This is a genomic window from Archangium violaceum Cb vi76 (genome assembly GCF_000733295.1).
Classification (GTDB): Bacteria; Myxococcota; Myxococcia; order Myxococcales; family Myxococcaceae; genus Archangium; species Archangium violaceum.
In genome coordinates, this window is sequence record NZ_JPMI01000423.1 from 21,528 (window position 1) to 38,850 (window position 17,323).

14 protein-coding genes are annotated in these 17,323 nt (G+C 69.3%); 7 read left to right on the top strand and 7 right to left on the bottom strand.

Annotation, left to right across the window (positions count from 1 at the left end; genetic code table 11):
* Positions 1-93 precede the first annotated feature (93 nt).
* Positions 94-1,455 carry a Caspase domain-containing protein gene (locus Q664_RS49890; RefSeq protein WP_235217185.1) on the bottom strand — a complete coding sequence of 454 codons (1,362 nt, stop codon included), beginning with the start codon at positions 1,453-1,455 and terminating at the stop codon, positions 94-96.
* 94 nt (positions 1,456-1,549) lie between these two features.
* Between Q664_RS49890 and Q664_RS49895 the strand changes: the two genes are divergently transcribed.
* On the top strand, positions 1,550-2,563 hold the full coding sequence (locus Q664_RS49895) for a zinc-dependent alcohol dehydrogenase family protein (protein ID WP_043414166.1): 1,014 nt from the start codon (positions 1,550-1,552) through the stop codon (positions 2,561-2,563).
* Between the two features lie 20 nt (positions 2,564-2,583).
* Here the strand turns inward: Q664_RS49895 and Q664_RS49900 are convergent, their stop codons facing one another.
* Positions 2,584-3,516, bottom strand: coding sequence for a serine/threonine-protein kinase (locus tag Q664_RS49900; RefSeq protein ID WP_160174676.1), 933 nt, complete (start codon positions 3,514-3,516; stop codon positions 2,584-2,586).
* Between the two features lie 208 nt (positions 3,517-3,724).
* Here Q664_RS49900 and Q664_RS49905 point away from each other — a divergent pair, with 208 nt between their 5' ends.
* Together Q664_RS49905 and Q664_RS49910 are read left to right on the top strand one after the other, a co-directional pair.
* Entirely contained in the window at positions 3,725-4,384 is a 660-nt protein-coding gene (locus Q664_RS49905; protein WP_043414169.1) for a DUF4142 domain-containing protein, read from the top strand.
* Positions 4,385-4,442: 58 nt separating this feature from the next.
* Complete coding sequence (locus tag Q664_RS49910; RefSeq protein ID WP_043414172.1) at positions 4,443-5,597, top strand: hypothetical protein; 1,155 nt, start codon at positions 4,443-4,445, stop codon at positions 5,595-5,597.
* A 242-nt stretch (positions 5,598-5,839) separates the two neighbouring features.
* On the opposite strand, the gene Q664_RS49915 is transcribed toward Q664_RS49910, so the two are convergent.
* The 4 genes from Q664_RS49915 to Q664_RS49930 form a co-directional block, all read right to left on the bottom strand.
* On the bottom strand, positions 5,840-6,769 hold the full coding sequence (locus Q664_RS49915) for a hypothetical protein (protein WP_043414174.1): 930 nt from the start codon (positions 6,767-6,769) through the stop codon (positions 5,840-5,842).
* A 52-nt stretch (positions 6,770-6,821) separates the two neighbouring features.
* Positions 6,822-8,060 carry a hypothetical protein gene (locus Q664_RS62540; protein WP_052519700.1) on the bottom strand — a complete coding sequence of 413 codons (1,239 nt, stop codon included), beginning with the start codon at positions 8,058-8,060 and terminating at the stop codon, positions 6,822-6,824.
* 99 nt (positions 8,061-8,159) lie between these two features.
* On the bottom strand, positions 8,160-8,753 hold the full coding sequence (locus tag Q664_RS49925) for a DUF4136 domain-containing protein (RefSeq protein ID WP_043414176.1): 594 nt from the start codon (positions 8,751-8,753) through the stop codon (positions 8,160-8,162).
* A gap of 111 nt (positions 8,754-8,864) precedes the next feature.
* On the bottom strand, positions 8,865-9,908 hold the full coding sequence (locus Q664_RS49930) for a hypothetical protein (protein ID WP_043414179.1): 1,044 nt from the start codon (positions 9,906-9,908) through the stop codon (positions 8,865-8,867).
* Between the two features lie 294 nt (positions 9,909-10,202).
* On the opposite strand from Q664_RS49930, the gene Q664_RS49935 reads away from it, so the two are divergent.
* From Q664_RS49935 to Q664_RS49950, 4 genes are all read left to right on the top strand, one after another.
* Positions 10,203-12,080 (top strand): SulP family inorganic anion transporter, encoded by a 1,878-nt coding sequence (locus tag Q664_RS49935; RefSeq protein WP_043414183.1) that lies wholly within the window; start codon positions 10,203-10,205, stop codon positions 12,078-12,080.
* 239 nt (positions 12,081-12,319) lie between these two features.
* Positions 12,320-13,795, top strand: coding sequence for an arylsulfatase (locus tag Q664_RS49940; protein ID WP_043414185.1), 1,476 nt, complete (start codon positions 12,320-12,322; stop codon positions 13,793-13,795).
* A gap of 98 nt (positions 13,796-13,893) precedes the next feature.
* Positions 13,894-14,715, top strand: a complete 822-nt coding sequence (locus Q664_RS49945) for a hypothetical protein (RefSeq protein WP_063934911.1) — start codon at positions 13,894-13,896, stop codon at positions 14,713-14,715.
* A gap of 9 nt (positions 14,716-14,724) precedes the next feature.
* Complete coding sequence (locus Q664_RS49950; RefSeq protein WP_043414189.1) at positions 14,725-15,123, top strand: hypothetical protein; 399 nt, start codon at positions 14,725-14,727, stop codon at positions 15,121-15,123.
* Here the strand turns inward: Q664_RS49950 and Q664_RS53885 are convergent.
* Complete coding sequence (locus Q664_RS53885; RefSeq protein ID WP_052519701.1) at positions 15,117-17,105, bottom strand: PAS domain-containing sensor histidine kinase; 1,989 nt, start codon at positions 17,103-17,105, stop codon at positions 15,117-15,119. The two genes, Q664_RS49950 and Q664_RS53885, sit on opposite strands and share 7 nt — an antisense overlap.
* Positions 17,106-17,323 lie beyond the last annotated feature (218 nt).

The following is a 17,323-nucleotide window of genomic DNA, read 5'->3' on the forward strand; positions in this document are numbered from 1 at the left end:
GGACGGGGTGAGGGTATCGAGACCCCCGGGTTCCCTACCGTGAATGCCCCCTCTCCCTCTGGGAGAGGGCTGGGGTGAGGGTGTGGGAAAAACTCACGGACCCGTCGCGTCAGCCTCGGAAGCCTCCACCCGCACCGGCACCGGAGCCGTCCCCGCCGGCCTGTCCCAGGAGCCGCTCTCGCACTGCAACAGACGCTCGAACACGGCGAGCGCCTGGGGCGAGCCCGAGGCACGAAGCTTCTCCCGCATGCCGATGTTGATCAGCTCCATGTAGAGGCGCTCGACATAGGCCACGGCCTCCGCCGACCGGAGTGTCGCGGTCTTGAGGTTGTCGCGCACGGACAGCTCGGGAAGGAAGCCCAACCTGGCGACGAGCGACTCCACGACATACCGCTGCTCCGGGCGTCCGCCGCGCAGCACCTCGACGATGGGCGAGGACAGGAAGCGGCGCCGGTCCCCCCGCGTGGCGCGCCGCTGCAACCAGGCCTCCGAGGTGGAGATCGGCAGGTCCGTGGTCTCGCCATCCACCTTGGCGAACGCGTGGGCCTCCGCGTAGCTCACCCGGCCATCCGTGTCATAATCAGCCGAGACCACCGCCTTCCCCGTCCGGCCCAGCCCGCTGAGGCCCGCGAAGAAGCTGGAGCTGTAATCCTTGTAGTCCGCCTCATCCACCTCCGGTGTGCATCCCACCGAGGGCAGGAAGTCCACGGTGGCGAAGAAGCCACAGCGGGGCTGGGCCACCACCGGCCGTTTGGGATTGGCGTCCTGGTAGATGAAGTTGGCGAACGAGCCGGCGTAGCACTGGGACATCACGGTGACCACGGGCGTGGTGCTCGGGAGCCGGTTCAGGAAGAGACCAAAGGCCCGCACCGTCAGCGTGTCCCCTTCCCAGAGCGCCAGGTGGTTGTTGTTGCGATGCCGGCTGTTCAATCCTCCGTGCCCCGTGAAGTAGATGAAGGCCGGTTGATGAGGCGTCTCCCGGGCGCTCTGCTCCACCCACTCCAGGAAACGCTCCAGGGTGGCCGGTCCCTTCACGTGGGGAATCTCCGGGGCCTTGAACTGCTCGCGCGCCTTTTCCCCGAGGTAGCGCACCGTGGCCTGCCCATCGTTCCCGTTGGCGAAGTAGACGGTGGCGGAAGCGGGCGCGAGCCCGTGCGCCTCGAGCGTCCGCTGGAAGTAGCGGACGTTCTTCTCCAGGGCGATCTCATTGCTGGAGGGCTCGCCCCCTCCGCCCAGCACCAGGAGGTTGGAAGCGCGGGGAGGAGCGCGGAGCGGCTCGAGAGGTGTCCCCTGCTCGGAGGACCCGATGTCCTTCTCGTGCTCGGGAGCGGGCTCGGGCCAGTCGGCGAGCGCGTCGACATCCGCCTCCTCGGAGGCGGGGACGTGGGCGCACCCCTGCATCCCCATCCACAACAGCATCACCACACCGCTCCGGGCCCAGAGTCTCCGCGTCATACCCGGGAGTCTACCGCAGGGCATTCAACGCTTCCGCCCCGGGCCCGTGAAACCGTTCTCCGCGAAGCACGAGGCGCGCTAGAACCCGGGCCCCATGAAGGTCTACGAGATTCGAAGCGGATTCGGGCTGGACAAGCTGGTGTACGCCGAGCGGCCGGACCCCGAGCCGGGGCCCATGCAGGTGCGGGTGCGGGTGAAGGCCACGAGCCTCAACTACCGCGACCTGATGATGGTGGAGGGCCGCTACAACCCGCGGCAGAAGCTGCCGCTCGTGCCCAACTCGGATGGGGCGGGCGTGGTGGACGCGGTGGGACCGGGCGTCACCCGCGTGAAGGTGGGAGACCGGGTGATGGGCCTCTTCGCGCAGGCGTGGCTCGCCGGAGAGCCCTCGCGCCAGGTGCAGGGCAGCACGCTGGGCGGGCCGCTGGATGGGGCGCTCGCGGACACGATGCTGCTGCACGAGGACGGTGCCATCCCCACGCCCGCGCACCTGACGGACGAGGAGGCCTCCACGCTGCCCTGCGCGGCCGTCACCGCGTGGAGCGCGCTCGTCACCCAGGGCGGCATCAAGGCGGGTGACACCGTGCTGCTGCAGGGCACCGGGGGCGTCTCCATCTTCGCGCTGCAGATCGCCCGGATGATGGGCGCGCGCGTCATCCTCACCTCCAGCCGGGACGACAAGCTGGAGCGCGCCCGAGCGCTGGGCGCCCACGAGGGCATCAACTACGTGACGACGCCGGACTGGGACAAGACGGCGCGCACCCTCACCGGCGGTACCGGAGTGGACCACGTCGTCGAGGTGGGCGGCGCGGGCACCTTCGAGAAGTCGCTGCGCGCGGTGCGGCTCGGGGGCACGGTGTCGGTCATCGGCGTGCTCAGTGGTGGCGCGGGCGCCATGGCGCTCACCCCCATCCTCATGGGGAACCTGCGCGTGCAGGGCGTCTTCGTGGGCCACCGGCAGTCCTTCGAGGCCCTCAACCGCGCGCTGACGCTGCACGGCGTGCGCCCGGTGGTGGACCGCGTCTTCCCGTTCGCCGAGACACGCGCCGCCTTCGAGCACCTCAAGAGCGGAGCGCACTTCGGCAAGGTCGTCATCCGGGTGGAGTGAGCACCGGCGCGGACCGGGCCTCACGTGTCTTCCAGCACCGTCCCGCTCGAGGAGCCACCCGCCCCGCCCTGCCCCAACCCCTCGCGGACCCACCGGGCCAGTTCGGGAGGCCCGGCCTCGGCACGCGCGCGGCGCAGCGGGGAGAGCATCTGGCGCAGCACCTCGGCCGAGCCCGGCCTGTCCTCCGGCCTCCGCGCCAGACAGGCCCGGAGCACTGGCCGCAGCTCCTCCTCCACGTCCGTGAGCGGCCCCACGTCCGCCTCGCGGATGCGCTCCATCGTCTCGAAGGGCGTCTCCCCGTCGAAGGGCCGGCGCCCGGTGAGCAGCTCGTGCAGCGTGGTGCCCAGGGAGAAGAGATCGCTCGCCGGGCCCAGCGCGCCACCGCGCACCTGCTCGGGGGACATGTACGCGTACGTGCCCTTCCGCACCCCGGAGCGCGTCTGCTCCCGCAGCAGCGTGGCCTTGGCGATGCCGAAGTCGGCCAGCTTCACCTCGCCCAACCGGGACACCAGCACGTTGGACGGCGTGACGTCCCGGTGCACCAGCCCGAGCGGCCGGCCCGCCTCGTCCTCCAGCCCGTGCACCGCGGCGAGCGCCAGCGCGAGCTCGTCCGCCACGAAGAGCGCCAGCGCCGGCCCGGGCCTCCCACGCACCAGGAGGCTCGCCAGGTCCGCGCCCTCCACGTAGTCCAGCCGCACGTAGTACGCGCCATCCGCGCACCCCAGGTCGTGCACCCCCACGAGGTTGCGATGGCTCAGCCTCGCGCCCAGCCGGCCCTCCTCGAGGAACATGCGCTCATAGGTGGGATTGCCCACGTGCTCGGGGCGCAGCACCTTGAGCACCACGCGCTTCTCGAAGCCACTGGCGCCAAAGGCCAGCGCGAGGAACACCTCGGCCATGCCCCCCGCCCCCAACCGGCGCACGAGGCGATAGGGGCCCAGCTGTCGCGGCAACTCCCTCACCCGGCGCAGGCTAGCGCACCCGCGGGGGCCCGGTGAAACCGGCCGGGCTCTCTTCATGTCCGGTCACCCCGTCCCACGGGGTGGGGGGAGCGGGGGTGCGCGAGCCCGGTCCTCGCGGAACCACCTGTCCCTGGCGCTTGTGGCTCAACACTCCGCGTCCCAGCTTTGCCTCGTCCCCCAGGACAAGGAGGCTGGAACCATGAGCATGCGGCGACTGCTGTGGGGTGCGGGCGTGTTGGCTGTCATCGGCATGGGCGCGGGTTGTGCCCATGACGAAGCGAAACAAGCGCGCAGCCAGGGTGAGAAGGTCGGCGAGGCCTTCGCGCAGAAGACCCGCTTCGCGGACCAGCTCTCCCTGTTCAACCAGAAGCAGATCTCCCTGGCCCAGCTCGCCCTCGAGAAGTCCACGAACCCCGAGGTGCGGACCTTCGCCCAGGACCTCATCCGCGACCACCAGAAGAGCCAGGACGACCTGGAGACGCTGGCGGACGCCAAGGCCATGGCACTGGTCACCGTGAACCTGGACACGGAGGACCAGGCCGTCGGTGGCGCGGGACTCGAGGGCGCCAGCCAGGGCGTCGAGAAGGACAAGGAGAAGTACGAGAAGAAATTCGACGAGCAGGTGACCGCGTTCCGCGAGCTGCGTGATGCGATGACGGGCCTGAGTGGCAACGAGTTCGACAAGGCCTTCGTGGGGCAGGTGAGGGAGGCGCAGGAGGACGGTGAAAAGCTCATCGACAAGGGCCTGAAGAACTACAGCGACGACACCTCCCTGGCCCTGTTCCTCAGCAGGACCTCGCCCGTCGTCAACAGCCACCAGCAACGGGCCGAGGTGTTGAAGGGCCTCATCGGCGACTGAGCGCACCTGGACGCGAACGGGGCGCCTCGACGGATGGGGCTCCTCAGTGGGAACACCCATGGACGTGCCCGCGTCATTACATGACTTCTCGCTGTTCCAGGGAGGCCCGTTCCTCCTGTTGCGACGGCGGCGCCGTCTCCTCCAGCCGGGACGTCCCCCCCTGCTCTGGCGCCTGCTCGCCCTCACGCTCCTGAGCTGGCTCCCCCTCCTGCTCCTCACGCTCCTGGGAGCGGGGCCCGCGGGGCTCCGCGCCTTCCTGCTCGACTACCACGTCCACACCCAGTTGCTGATCTCCCTGCCCGTGCTCATCGCCGCCGAGCGCTATGTCGACCAGCGGCTCTCGGTGGCCGTGCGCCAGCTCGTGACCTCGGAGCTGATCGAAGCGGGGAGCCTGGGAGCCCTCGACGCCGCCGCGCGGGAGGCGAAGCGGCTCCGGAGCCAGGGGTTCATCGAGGCCGGGTTGCTGCTCTTCAGCTACGCGCTCTCCTTCCTGAAACGGTTCTCCGCGCAGCTCCCGGAGTGGCTCTTCGCGAAGGGCGGGGAACAGCTCTCCCCGGCTGGCACGTGGTACGCGGCGGTGAGCCTGCCCCTCTTCCGGTTCCTGGTGCTCTGGTGGCTGTGGCGCGGAGCCGTATGGGCCCTGTTCCTCTTCCGCGTCTCACGGCTCCCCCTCGCCCTGAAGCCGACCCACCCGGATATGACGGGCGGCTTGCGGTTCCTGTGTGTCTGCCAGGGCAGCTTCGCCCCCATCATCTTCGCCCTGGCCTGCTCTTCCGCCAGTGCCGCGCGCCGCCTCAACCCCGTGAGCCCCACCGAGGACCCGCTGAGATACGCCAGCCCCCTGCTCGCCCTCGCGCTCGTCGCCCTCGTGATCGTCTTCGGTCCGCTGTTGCCCTTCTGGAGCCCGCTCGTGAAGGCGAAGCGGCGCGGAGAGCTTCAATTCTCCGCGCTGGCGGCCCAACACTCGCGAGACTTCGAGCGCAGGTGGTTCGCGGGCCAGGCCAGGCTCCCCCTCCTGGGTGCCCCCGAGTTCTCCTCGCTCGCGGATCTGGGAACGGCGTTCGAGGTCACGCACCGGATGCGGTTCTTCCCATGGAGCCGCTGGCCATTCCTGCTCGTCGCCGCCGCGGCGATGGCGCCCATGGTGCCGCTGCTCATCCTGAACCGGCAGTTCCTCTCGCTCTTGCTGCAACTCGTCCAGTACCTGCTCTGAGGCGCGCGCCGCCTCGGGAAAGAAGGTCTCGGACCCCGGAGCCATGGACAGACCCGGGGTCCGAGGCCCGGTGCTACTGCTTCGCCATCGCCACCCCACAAGGTAGGACCTCTCGTACTTCCGGCCACTGCACCGGGGGGCGGGCCTCGCACCGCATTCGAGACCGGGACCCGGACGGCGGTCCAACCCTTTGCGCACTGGAGGATGGAGCGCTCCGGCGCGGGTGCACCACCACCGGCCAATCAGCGGAACTTCGTGACGAGGAGCATGGCGAGCACAAGCGCGCTGCCCGTCCCCGCCGCGACGACGAAAGGCTTGCGCAGCCCCTCGTTCAGGGCGGACAGGATGCCGCTGGACACCTCCTGGCCCGCCCGGCGGAGGACGCCCCTTCCGGAGGTGGCTTCACGCAGGGAACGCACCTGGCGGACCAGCTCCCCGGCGGCGCCCCGTACACATGCCGCAGCCACCTGCTCCGCCGTGTCCTCCATGGCCGGGCCCACCTTCCCCACGCCCTCGCCCCACCGGGCCCGCACCTCCAGGTCGAGCTGCTCCACGAACGCGTGAACGAAACTCCGGCCCGCATGCTCGAGGAAGGCGGCGAATGCCCCATGATGCTCTTCCACCTGCGCGCCGAGTCCCTCGACGAAGCCGCGTCCCACTTGTGACGAGAGCTCCGCCGCCATCGGCGCCAGTTGCGGCATCGAGCCGCGGAGCTCTCCCACCGCGCCCCGCACCGCTCCAGCCGCGGCGAGCCGGGCTCGCGTCCCGGGCTTGCGAAGCTCCTTCTCCCGGCTCGCCACGACCCGCGTGGAGCGCTCGAGCAGATGATTCAGCCGAGCCACCACCTCCTGGGAGAACGCATCCAGGCCGGGCATCGAGCGCCGCAGCTCCTCCACCGCGCCCCGCACCGCTCCCGCGGCGACCAGGCGCGACCACTCCTCGGAAGGCCGGGCCTGGCGCTCGGCGGCCTCGTGCGCCATGCGGCCGAGCAGCGTCAACACATCCTGGAAGACGTCCTGGAGCTGCCCGTCGAGCGCCGGAAGCCCCGCCCGCAACTCCTCCGTGGCCCCGCGCACCGCGCCGCTGGCGAGGCCCTGGGCCGCGAGGCGCTCGACCGACAGGGTGAGTTGCCGCAGCAGCTCGACCGGGAACAGGCGCGATTCCTTGCTCATCGCTCCTCCTGGAGGAGACGATGGGCACCTCCCGCCCTCCCGGACAGACCCACTAATGGTGGGGTTCGCCCGGGTGCTCGCCGGGTGGGCCCTGCTCCCCTCCCGGCCCGGGCCCCCCGGGCGCTCTGTCACTCGACGGCTCCCCTGCCCTGCTCCGGCGGAGCCAGCGAGGCCCCTCGCCCGGGCGCCGTCCCCGCATCAGCAACGCCGCGACCCCGAGCGCCCCCACCACGACCAGGGCCGTCAACCCCAGCAGCCACAGGAAGAGGTGGTCCACCAGGGCCTCGGCCCGATCGAAGGCGTGGTCCACCCAGCCCTGGCCCATCGTGTCCGCCTGCTGCATCGCCTGCACCCGCTCCGCGTGGAGCGCGTCCAACACCGCCTGGCGCTCGCCACGGACGCCCTCCAGCACCGCCAGACGCTCGGAGGAGATGAGGTTCGAGATGAAGTCCTGAAGTGCCTCGCGCTCGCCCGTTGCCCACCGGGGAGTCCCGTCCGCCAGCGCGCCCATGCGCACGAGCACGTCCACCGTCCGTCCCATCTCGGCCATGGCCGAGGTCAGCACCGGAGTCCCCTCCACCATGTCCTGGACGGCGAGCTCCGCCTGCCAACGGGCCTGCCGGGGCAGCGTGCCGGCATACAGGTCCACCCGGGTGACCAGGTCCTGCGTGTCCGCGAGGAGCGCGGCCGTCGAGCCCAGCAGGCCCACTCCGGAGCGGTCCGTGAAGGCGGCCAGCAGGGGCACCGTGGACTCGCGCGTGATGAGCGGTCCGGTCAAGGGGTGCTCGGCGGCCCACCCGTGCACGAGCTGGTGCAGCTGGGAGACATCCTCGCGGCCCGACAGCTCCCGCCAGAGTGCCTCCACCTCCGACTCCAGCGTCCCCAACGAGCGCCGGGCGATGTCCAGCAGCTCGGGTGACGTCCCCGCCACCGACTCCGGAAGGAACTGCTGCAGCTGGGCCAGCAGCGCCCAGGCGTCGATCAGCGCCGCCACCGGATCCGGCTGGAGCAGCGCCCCCTGCATGGCGGTCACCGCGTTGCTCTTGAAGCGGATCATCGCCTCGCGGACCGCGGGAGAGGGGGAGCGCGCGGAGATCTCATCCGCGGTGGTCTCGAGGACGCCCGGGAAGCGGCGGGCCATGTCGCGCACGCGGATGCGCAGCACCCCCACGCTCAGCTCCGACTTCCCCACGCGCTCATAGAGGGCCGAGCGCGGCTCCGCCTTCACCGCGGCACAGGCCGTCAGCAGCGCCGTGAGGAGGAGTACCAGAAACCGGAGAGAGGTGCGCATGGGAGGACCGGCCCCCCAGGATGCGCACCCCTCCCCGCCCCGCCAAGCCGCCCCTGGGGGCAAGGCCACGTCACGCGCCGGACGCCCGGCGGCCCGCTGTCACTGCTTCTTGGGCTGGGGCGGGAACTTCTCCAGCAGCTCGCCGGTGGCCTGGTTGATGAGCTTCTGGCTCTTCTGCGCATCAATGTTCTCGGACAGCTCGGCCTGCGCCGTGCCACGCCAGACGAGCTTGTTCGTGTCGGCGTCCACCACGTCGAGGATGAGCGTGCCCTGCTGGTACTCGCGCACGACAGGATGGGAGATGCCGGCACCTCCGTACGCGACCGGACCGTAGAAGGGGTCGTACCAGGGGTCCCACCCGTAGCCGTAATAGGAGTTGACGTAGTCCACGTCTACCTTCTGATCGATGGCGCCGTGCCAGCCCACCTTGAAGTCGGGATTCTGTCCTTCCTCCACCTTCTGGTAGCCACGCGATTGCAGCTCCTGGTCCACCGCCTGCTGGACGCGCGCCTGGATGATGGGGTTGTAGACGCGTGGGTTCGCGCCCTCCTTCATGGGCAACCAGGAATACGTGCGGTACGCGTCCACCTTCTGCACCGAGTTGGGGTCGTAGTTCGTGTTCGTCTTGATGCTCGTGCAGGCGGCGAGCCCCAGCACCAGCAAGGCACCGGCCAGACGTGACGGCAAGGACATGGCGATCTCCCTCGAGCCCCCGCGGGGCGGTTCACTTCCCCACGATAGGCATCGGCGGTCCTCCACGACCGGGCGCCACGAGCCCGCTTGCCCCTCCCTCCAGTCGGAGGCTCACCAGATGTAGCGGAGGAGGAGCTGGCCATAGAAGAGGGAGGGCTCGCCGGACCTCGCGGGGTTGCCGTCCGCATCCCGGCCGATGCGGGGCTCGGCGTTGAGAACGGCCACGCCGCCCAGGCCGAGCTGCAGATTGGGCCGCCCCGTGTAGTACAGGCCGAGCGCCACCGAGCTGGAGCGCAGGTCCGTGCGCGCCAGCTCCACCTCCGACTGACTGCCCCCGGTGAAGAGGTACTCGCCCATCAGTGCCAGGGGAACGCCGAGCGACTTGAAGTCCGCGGTGAGCGCGGCCGCCAGGTTGAGGCGGAGGGCGGTGGTCTCCTGCTCCACGCGAGCGGCCACGGTGGGATCGAAGGGCCTGCGCGTGCGCCAGATGTGCACCGCCGAGGCCGAGGCCTGGAGCCCCAGGAAGGAGCCGCCGAGCGCCTGGGCGAAGAACAAGCCGCCATTCACCGAGCTCTCCGAGACCTTCACGGTGAGCAACTCGCCCAGATTGCCGCGCAGGATGCTCACCAGTGTCACTCCCGGAGTGTCCACGATGGCGTTCAGCAGCGGCAGCAGGGCGATCTCGGTGCCCCCTTCGTAACCGCCGCCCGCCCGCAGCGACAATTGCGTACCGCTCGAGTCGAGGTGCAGCAACCGCACCACGGCACCGCCGGTACCGCTGGCCCGGAAGTTGGCGCCATCCGACACGAACGAGCCCACCGTCAGGCCGGTGTAGAGGGTGCCGCGTGCCTCGCCCCACAGGCCCAGCCAGCGGGTGAGCCGCACGCCCAGGTCCAGCGTCTGCTGGTAGCCCACGAGCGACACGTCCTGCGTCCCCAGCTCGCCGATGGGCAGGTCCGGCACGTCGTACCACGCCACGCCCTCGTTGATGCCCACGTAACTGGCGACGAAGGCGCTCCGCTGGAGGATGGGAAAGAGGAAGGTGTGGCCCCCGAGCTGGCGTGAGCGGCCACCACCACCACACTGCTCACACGCCGGGTGCTCTTCGGTGGACGCGGTCTCCGGGGAAGCCGCGCTCAAGGACAGAAGCAACATGATCGCAGTCAGGCTCATAGGGCTCGGATATGAGCCCCGGAGAGAATGGAAACATCTGCTCACGGGACCAGGAACAAGGCGAAGTGATGAACGCCGGCGGAAGCATGCCCAGCCCCACGGCAGGCATCGCCCGTGCGTGCCGCGACACCCCACTGCCCTGAAGGGCTGGAAACCCGCGAGGGAGCGGGAACAGGCGAGTCACCCCTGGACTCCCTGGATGGGCACACCCGGGTACTCACGGGTGGAGGCCCACCTCATGTTCACGGCCAGAAACACCCCGCCTCGGAGCCGCGCATGGGACAACGGAGCACGACCACGGCCAGACGCGCCTCCTTCATTCCGTTCCTGGCCTCGCTCCGGGGCTACCAGCCAGGCTGGCTGAAACGAGACCTGGTCGGAGCGCTCACCATCACGGCCCTCCTCATCCCCGAGGGCATGGCCTACGCACAGCTCGCCGGTGCACCCCCCCAGGCGGCCTTCTATGCGTGCCCGGCGGCCCTGGTGCTCTATGCCCTGCTGGGCAGCTCCCGGCAGCTCGTGGTGGCCGTCTCCGCCACGGTGGCCGTCCTCTCCGCCGCCACCGTGAGCGCGCTGGCACCCTCCGGCTCGGCCCACTACCTCGCCCTCACCGCCGGACTGGCCGTGTTGGCGGGCCTCATCTCCCTGCTCGCGGGCGTGCTGCGGCTCGGGCGCATCGCCCAGTTCTTCTCCCCGTCCGTGCTCACCGGCTTCGTCTTCGGACTGGCGCTCGTCATCGCCATGAAGCAGGTGCCCAAGCTCTTCGGGCTGAAGGGCACCGGCGAAGGCTTCTTCGAGCAACTGTGGTTCCTGCTCACCCATCTCCCGGAGGCCCACCTGCCCACGCTCCTGGTGGGCGCGAGCTGCCTGGTGCTGCTGGTGGCCCTCGAGCGCGTCTCGGAGCGGCTCCCCGCGGCCCTGGTGGTCCTGGTGCTGGCCATCCTCGCCTCCCATCTGCTTGGCCTCCAGGCGCGGCGGGTGGAGGTGGTGGGAGACATCCCGGCCGGGCTCGCGGCGCCACGACTGCCAGACATGAAGTGGAGTGACGTGCTGGCCCTGCTGCCGGGAGCGTTCGGCATCGCGCTGGTGGCCTTCGCGGAGGCCATCGGCCCGGCGCGCATGCTGGGGGCCCGGCATGGCTACCCGGTGAACGCCAACCGGGAGCTGATCGGCCTGGGCTGCGCCAACATGGGCGCCGGTCTCTTCCAGGGCTTCTCCATCGGCTGCAGCCTGTCCAAGTCCGCGGCCAACGACCAGGCCGGAGCCCGCAGCCAGGTCTCCTCCCTGGTGGCCGCCGGCCTCACGCTGCTGGTGGCGCTCTTCTTCACGCCCCTCTTCCGCGCCCTGCCAGAGGCCACCCTGGGCGCCATCGTGGTGGTGGCCGTCTCGGGGATGATGGAGGTGGGCGAGCTGCGGCGGCTGTTCCGGATGCGCCGCGCGGATTTCCTCGTGGCCATGGCCGCCCTGCTGGGCGTGCTCGTCTTCGACGTGCTGCCGGGCCTGCTCCTCGCGGTGGGCCTCTCCCTGTTCCTCACCCTCTACCGCGCCAGCCTCCCCCGCCTGAGCGAGCTGGGACGGGCCGCCGGCACCCTGGACTTCGTCGACATGCGGCACCAGCCCTCGGCGCGGCCCCTGCCCGGACTGATGGTCCTCCGCCCCAACGAGGGCATCTTCTTCGCCAACGCCGAATCCCTCCGCGAGGAGCTCCTGGAGCGCATCCAGCGCAACCCCCGCCCGGTCAAGGCCCTGCTGTTGGATCTCGAGGTGACGACGGATCTGGACGTGCCCGGGGCCGACATGCTCGCCGGCCTCCACGAGGACCTGGAGAACCTGGGAGTGACACTGCTGCTGGCGCGGGCACTCGCCCCCACGCAGCAGATGATGGAGCACACCGGCGTGCTGGAGAAGGTGGGCCGGGAGCACCTCTACCCGCACGTGCTGGGCGGAGTGGTGGACTACCTGGCCCGGCACTCGCCCCAGGCCCGGGACGAGCGGGAGCTCTTCCACGACGGCCTGCAGCGGCTGGGCACCCTGGCGGAGGAGCTCGAGGACTCCATGCCGGAGGAGGAGCGGGAGCAACTGGAACAGATGCGGCGGCTGCTGCGCCAGGCCGAGTCCGCGCTGCGAGCGCCTCGGGACACCGGGCCCCACTGACACGGAGGGAGTGAGCCATGATGGCATCCCCCACCCTTCGCGCCGCCAACGCCGCCCGGGCACACGGCTGGACGGTCGTGAGCATCCAGAAGGACTGGAAGAGCGTCTTCCCGTGACGGGTGGAGTCCGGCGCCAGGACCTCGCCCTTCCGGGCTGACCGGGCAGCCAGACCCGGACTGCCTCCCGCCGGTACATGCACATCTTCTACGGCGCAATTCGATTACAAGAGGGAGACACCCATGGCCAGAGCAGTGAAGGCGCCCAACATCCTCGTCATCTTCGGAGATGACATCGGCTACTGGAACATCAGCGCGTACAACCAGGGAATGCTGGGCTACGAGACGCCCCACATCGATCGCCTGGCGAAGGAGGGAGCACTCCTCACCAACTACTACGGGCAGCAGAGCTGCACCGCGGGCCGCGCGGCCTTCATCACCGGCCAGTGCCCGTTCCGCACGGGCCTGACGAAGGTGGGCATGCCGGGAGCCAAGGTGGGCCTGAGCGAGGAGGACCCGACCATCGCCGAGCTGCTCAAGCCGCTGGGCTACCACACGGCCCAGTTCGGCAAGAATCACCTCGGGGACCGGGACGAGTACCTGCCCACCCACCACGGCTTCGACGAGTTCTTCGGCAACCTGTACCACCTCAACGCGGAAGAGGAGCCAGAGAACCCGGACTACCCGAAGGATCCCCGGTTCCGGAAGCGCTTCGGTCCGCGCGGCGTCATCCACTCGTACGCGGACGGCCGCATCGAGGACACCGGACCCCTCACCAAGAAGCGCATGGAGACGGTGGATGAGGAGTTCCTCGCCGCGACCCTCGACTACCTCGAGCGGGTGGCGGACTCCGACAAACCCTTCTTCATCTGGTTCAACACCACGCGCATGCACATCCACACGCACCTGAAGCCGGAGTCCCAGGGCAAGACGGGCAGCGGCGTCTATGCGGACGGCATGGTCGAGCACGACGATCATATCGGACGGCTCCTGGCCAAACTCGACGAGCTGGAGCTGCGGGAGAACACCCTCGTCATCTACTCCACGGACAACGGCGCCATGGTCAACATGTGGCCGGATGGCGGCTCGACTCCCTTCCGTGGCGAGAAGGACACCAACTGGGAGGGCGCGTTCCGCGTGCCGTGCCTCGTGCGCTGGCCAGGCGTCATCGAGCCGGGCACCCGCCTCAACGCCCTCTTCTCGTCCGAGGACTGGCTGCCCACGCTGGTGTCGGCCGCGGGCGACCCGGACATCAAGGACAAGCTCCTCAAGGGCCACGAAGCCAACGACAAGACCTTCAAGGTGCACCTGGACGGCTACGATCAGACCGGGCTGCTCGCGGGGCGGGGACCGTCCCAGCGCCAGGAGTTCTTCTACTTCGGCGATGATGGCGAGCTGCTCGCCATACGCCATGGGCGTATCAAGGTGGTCTTCGCCGAGCAGAAGGCCACGGGCTTCGATGTCTGGTCCACGCCCTTCGTGATGCGCCGGGCGCCGCTCATCTACGACCTGGAAGCGGATCCCTTCGAGCGCGGGGAAGACGGAGTGGGCTACCACACCTGGCTGCTCGACCATTCCTTCATGCTCCTCCCGGCCCAACAGGCGGTGGCTCGGTTCCTCGAGAGCTTCAAGACATTCCCACCGCGTCAGAAGCCGGGGAGCTTCACCATCGATCAGGTGATGGAGAAGCTGGAGAGCGCGCCGGCCCAGTCCCATTGACGGTAACGAAGCGACCCGCCCCCTGTGTGCCATTCCAGGGGGCGGGTCCCCGGTGCTCACGTCCCCTCGAACCTCGTTCCACCCGAGAGGTCCCGCGAATGAGAATACGCCCACTCACGGCGATGAGCGTCTCCGTCCTCCTGCTGCTCTCCGCCGGGGCCGTCGCGCAGACGGAAGCGAGCCCCGAGCACGATGCGACCGAGCTGTCGAAGGCCACCCAGAACCCCGTGGGAGACCTGCTCAGCGTGCCGTTCCAGTTCAACTTCAACACCGGCGGTGGCCTCGAGGACCGGACCTTCCTCCTGCTGAACTTCCAGCCCGTGATTCCCATCAAGCTCTCCTCGAATTGGAACCTCATCGCCCGCACCATCGTGCCGGTGATCGACGCACCGGGCCCGGAGAGCACCCGGTTCCGGGGACTGGGAGACGTCCAGGAGCAGCTCTTCTTCGCGCCCGCGAAGTCGGGCGGGTTCATCTGGGGCCTCGGGCCCGTGCTCTCGCTGCCCACGGCCACCGTGGACAGCGTCCGGACAGGAAGCTGGGCGGCGGGTCCGAGCGGAGTGCTCCTCGTGATGACGGGGCCCTGGGTCCTCGGCGGCCTGGCGAGCCAGCTCTGGACCTTCGAGGACGAGGGGGGTGCGCCCAGAATCAACCAGCTCTCGTTCCAGTATTTCATCAACTACAACTTCAGCGGGGGCTGGGCGTTGACGGCCGCGCCGGTCCTCATGGCGGACTGGGAGGCCACGCGAGGCGAGCGGTGGACGGTTCCGGTCGGCCTCGGTGTCTCGAAGACCACCGTGTTCCGCCGCCAACCCCTGTCGCTCGCCGTGCAGTACTACCACAACGTCGTCCGGCCCGATGACGCGGCCGCGAACCAGCTCCGGTTCGTGTTCTCGTTGCTCTTCCCGACGAAGGAGTAGAGGTACACCATGACAGACGTGCTCACCCAGCTGTGGCGGGAGATCGTCGAGCGCCCCGATGGGCCGATGGCCTTCCGCTTCTACCTCCAACCGGTGATGGCGATGCTGTTCGCCCTGCGCGACGGCATCAAGGACGCGCACACGGGACGGCCCGCCTATTTCTGGGCGCTCTTCACGGACAGGCCACACCGGCGCGAGCTGGTGCGCTCCGGATGGAGCTCGGTCCGCAATGTCTTCATCCTCGCCGTGGTGATTGATCTCATCTATCAGTTCATCGTGTTCAAGGAGCTGCGGCCCATCCAGGGTCTGCTCGTGGCCGTGCTCCTGGCCATCGTGCCGTACGCGCTGCTCCGAGGCCCGGTGAACCGGCTCACCCGAGGCCTGCTCCACCGCCGGGCCACTCACTGAGGTGTCTTCACAGGTGCCACGGGAAGGGTGAAGAAGAACGTGCTCCCCCGCCCCAGCGTACTCTCCGCCCAGATGCGCCCCCCATGGGCCTCGACGATGCCCTTGGAGATGTAGAGCCCCAGGCCGGCGCCCCGCCGGTCCGTGGGCCGCTCCTGCCAGAAGCGCTCGAAGAGCCGAGAGAGGTGTACCGGTTCTATTCCCCGGCCCGTGTCCGAGACCTGGAAGCAGACCTCGCGGTCGCGGTGCTCGGCGCCCATACGGATGAATCCGCCCGGACACGTGAACTTCACGGCGTTGCCGAGGAGGTTGGAGAAGACCTGCAGAATCCTGGCCCTGTCGGCCATGACCGGAGGAAGTGCCTCGGGCAGGTCGGTCCGCAGCTCGAGGGAGGCATTGGACGCCGCCGCGGTGAACAACGGGAGTGCCTCGGCCACCAACTCCCCCGGCGCCACGGCGTGACGCTCGATGTGAAGCCCTTCCTTCTCGATTCGCGCCACGTCCAGCAGATCATCGATGAGGCGAGTCGCCTGGTGGATGTGCCGTTCGATCGACTCCGCCGTGCCGCGGGTGTTTCTCTCCGGACCACCTGGCGGCCCCATCCGCCGGAGCGACGCCGCGGCGAGCCCGACCGCGTTGAGCGGGTTGCGAAGGTCGTGCGCGACGATACCGAGCACCTCGTCCCTCGCGGCGATGGCCTTCTGTGCGGCCTGATAGAGGCGCGCGTTGTCCACCGCCAGGGCAGCACGGTGGGCCAGCTCCTTGCCAAGCCGGAGGTCCTCCGGCGCGTAGCAGCAGCGCGGCTCGGAGGAAACGAGGACGAGGGCCCCCAACAAGCGCCCATGGGCCAGGAGCGGGAACCCCATGAGGGAAGTGGGGTTCAACTGGCGGAGCAGCTCGAGGGACTCGGGCCCCTGGGCCACGGACTGGATGAATTCCTCGGAGACGCTGGACATCAGCACCGGCTGTTTCATCTCGAGGATCCGCGAGAAGAGCGTGCGCCTGTCCTGCTCCAGGGAGAGCCGTTCGAGCGCGGCCGCGATCTGCTCCCGGGCGGGGTCCCGATGAACGACACGGAACCGGCGGATCCGTCCCTCTTCCTCCACGATGCCGACGATGCAGACGTCCGCCAGGAAACGGACCGCGAGCTGGGCAATACGGGTGAGGACCTCCTGGTAGTCCAGGGTCTCGGAGAGGTCGGCTCCCACCTCCGCCAGGAACTGCTGGTCGCGCTCGAGACGGGTGCGGACGGTGACGTCGCGCAGCACGACGTTGAACAACACCGCTCCCCCGATTTCCAGCTTCGAGATGGCGGCCTCCGCGGGGAACTCCTGGCCGTTCTTCCGGAGACCGAAGATGGAGGGACGATGATCGCCCATGCTCCGCGATTTCGCGCTCCCGGCCGCGAAATCACGCAGGTGCTTCCGGTGGAGTTCCCGGAATCGCTCTGGGAGCAGGAGCTCGAGCGGCTTCCCGAGGATCTCGTCACGCCGCCAGCCGAAGATGCGCTCGGCTCCTTCGTTGTAGATGACGATGTCGTGCGCCCCATCCACCGAGATGATGGCGTCCGAGGCGATGGAGATGATCCCCGCGAACTTCGCCTCCGACGCGCGGAGCGCCGCCTCCGCGAGCTTGGCACCCGTCCGGTCAACGCCCACCAGATAGACGAACTCCGGCTTTCCGTCGGGGGCCCTCGACACCTGCGCCGACCAGGCAATCCACCTGTGCTCCCCGGACTTCGTGACCGCGAGTGATTCCTGGGGCGGAGCCTTTCCCTCCAGGATCTGGGCGAGCGTGCGACTGGTGAGCTCAGCCGACTCCGAAGCGGGCCTGAGCGACCCGACCTTCTTTCCCCGGACCTCCTCGAAGTCATACCCGAGGAACTCCGAGCACGCCCGATTCCAGAGGAGGACCCGCCCCTCCCGGTCCAGGACGACCACGAGGGGCTCCCTCATTTCCAGCAGCCTCATATCGAAATCGATCATGGGGCGGACCCCTCCCGGGCCGCACCTCTCATCGTGACCATCCCCGTGGGGCCTTGCCATGCGGGCTTCGCACATGGCCCATCAACCAGGCGGCGCGGGCGGCCCCTCGGGTGCCTTCCCGGTGGTGGAGGAGACAGCTCGAGGCAGGCAGGCAACATCCCCCCTCCTCCCGAGCCGGGATGCGCAGTCCTGTCTCCGACCCACCTCCCCCCTCAGGG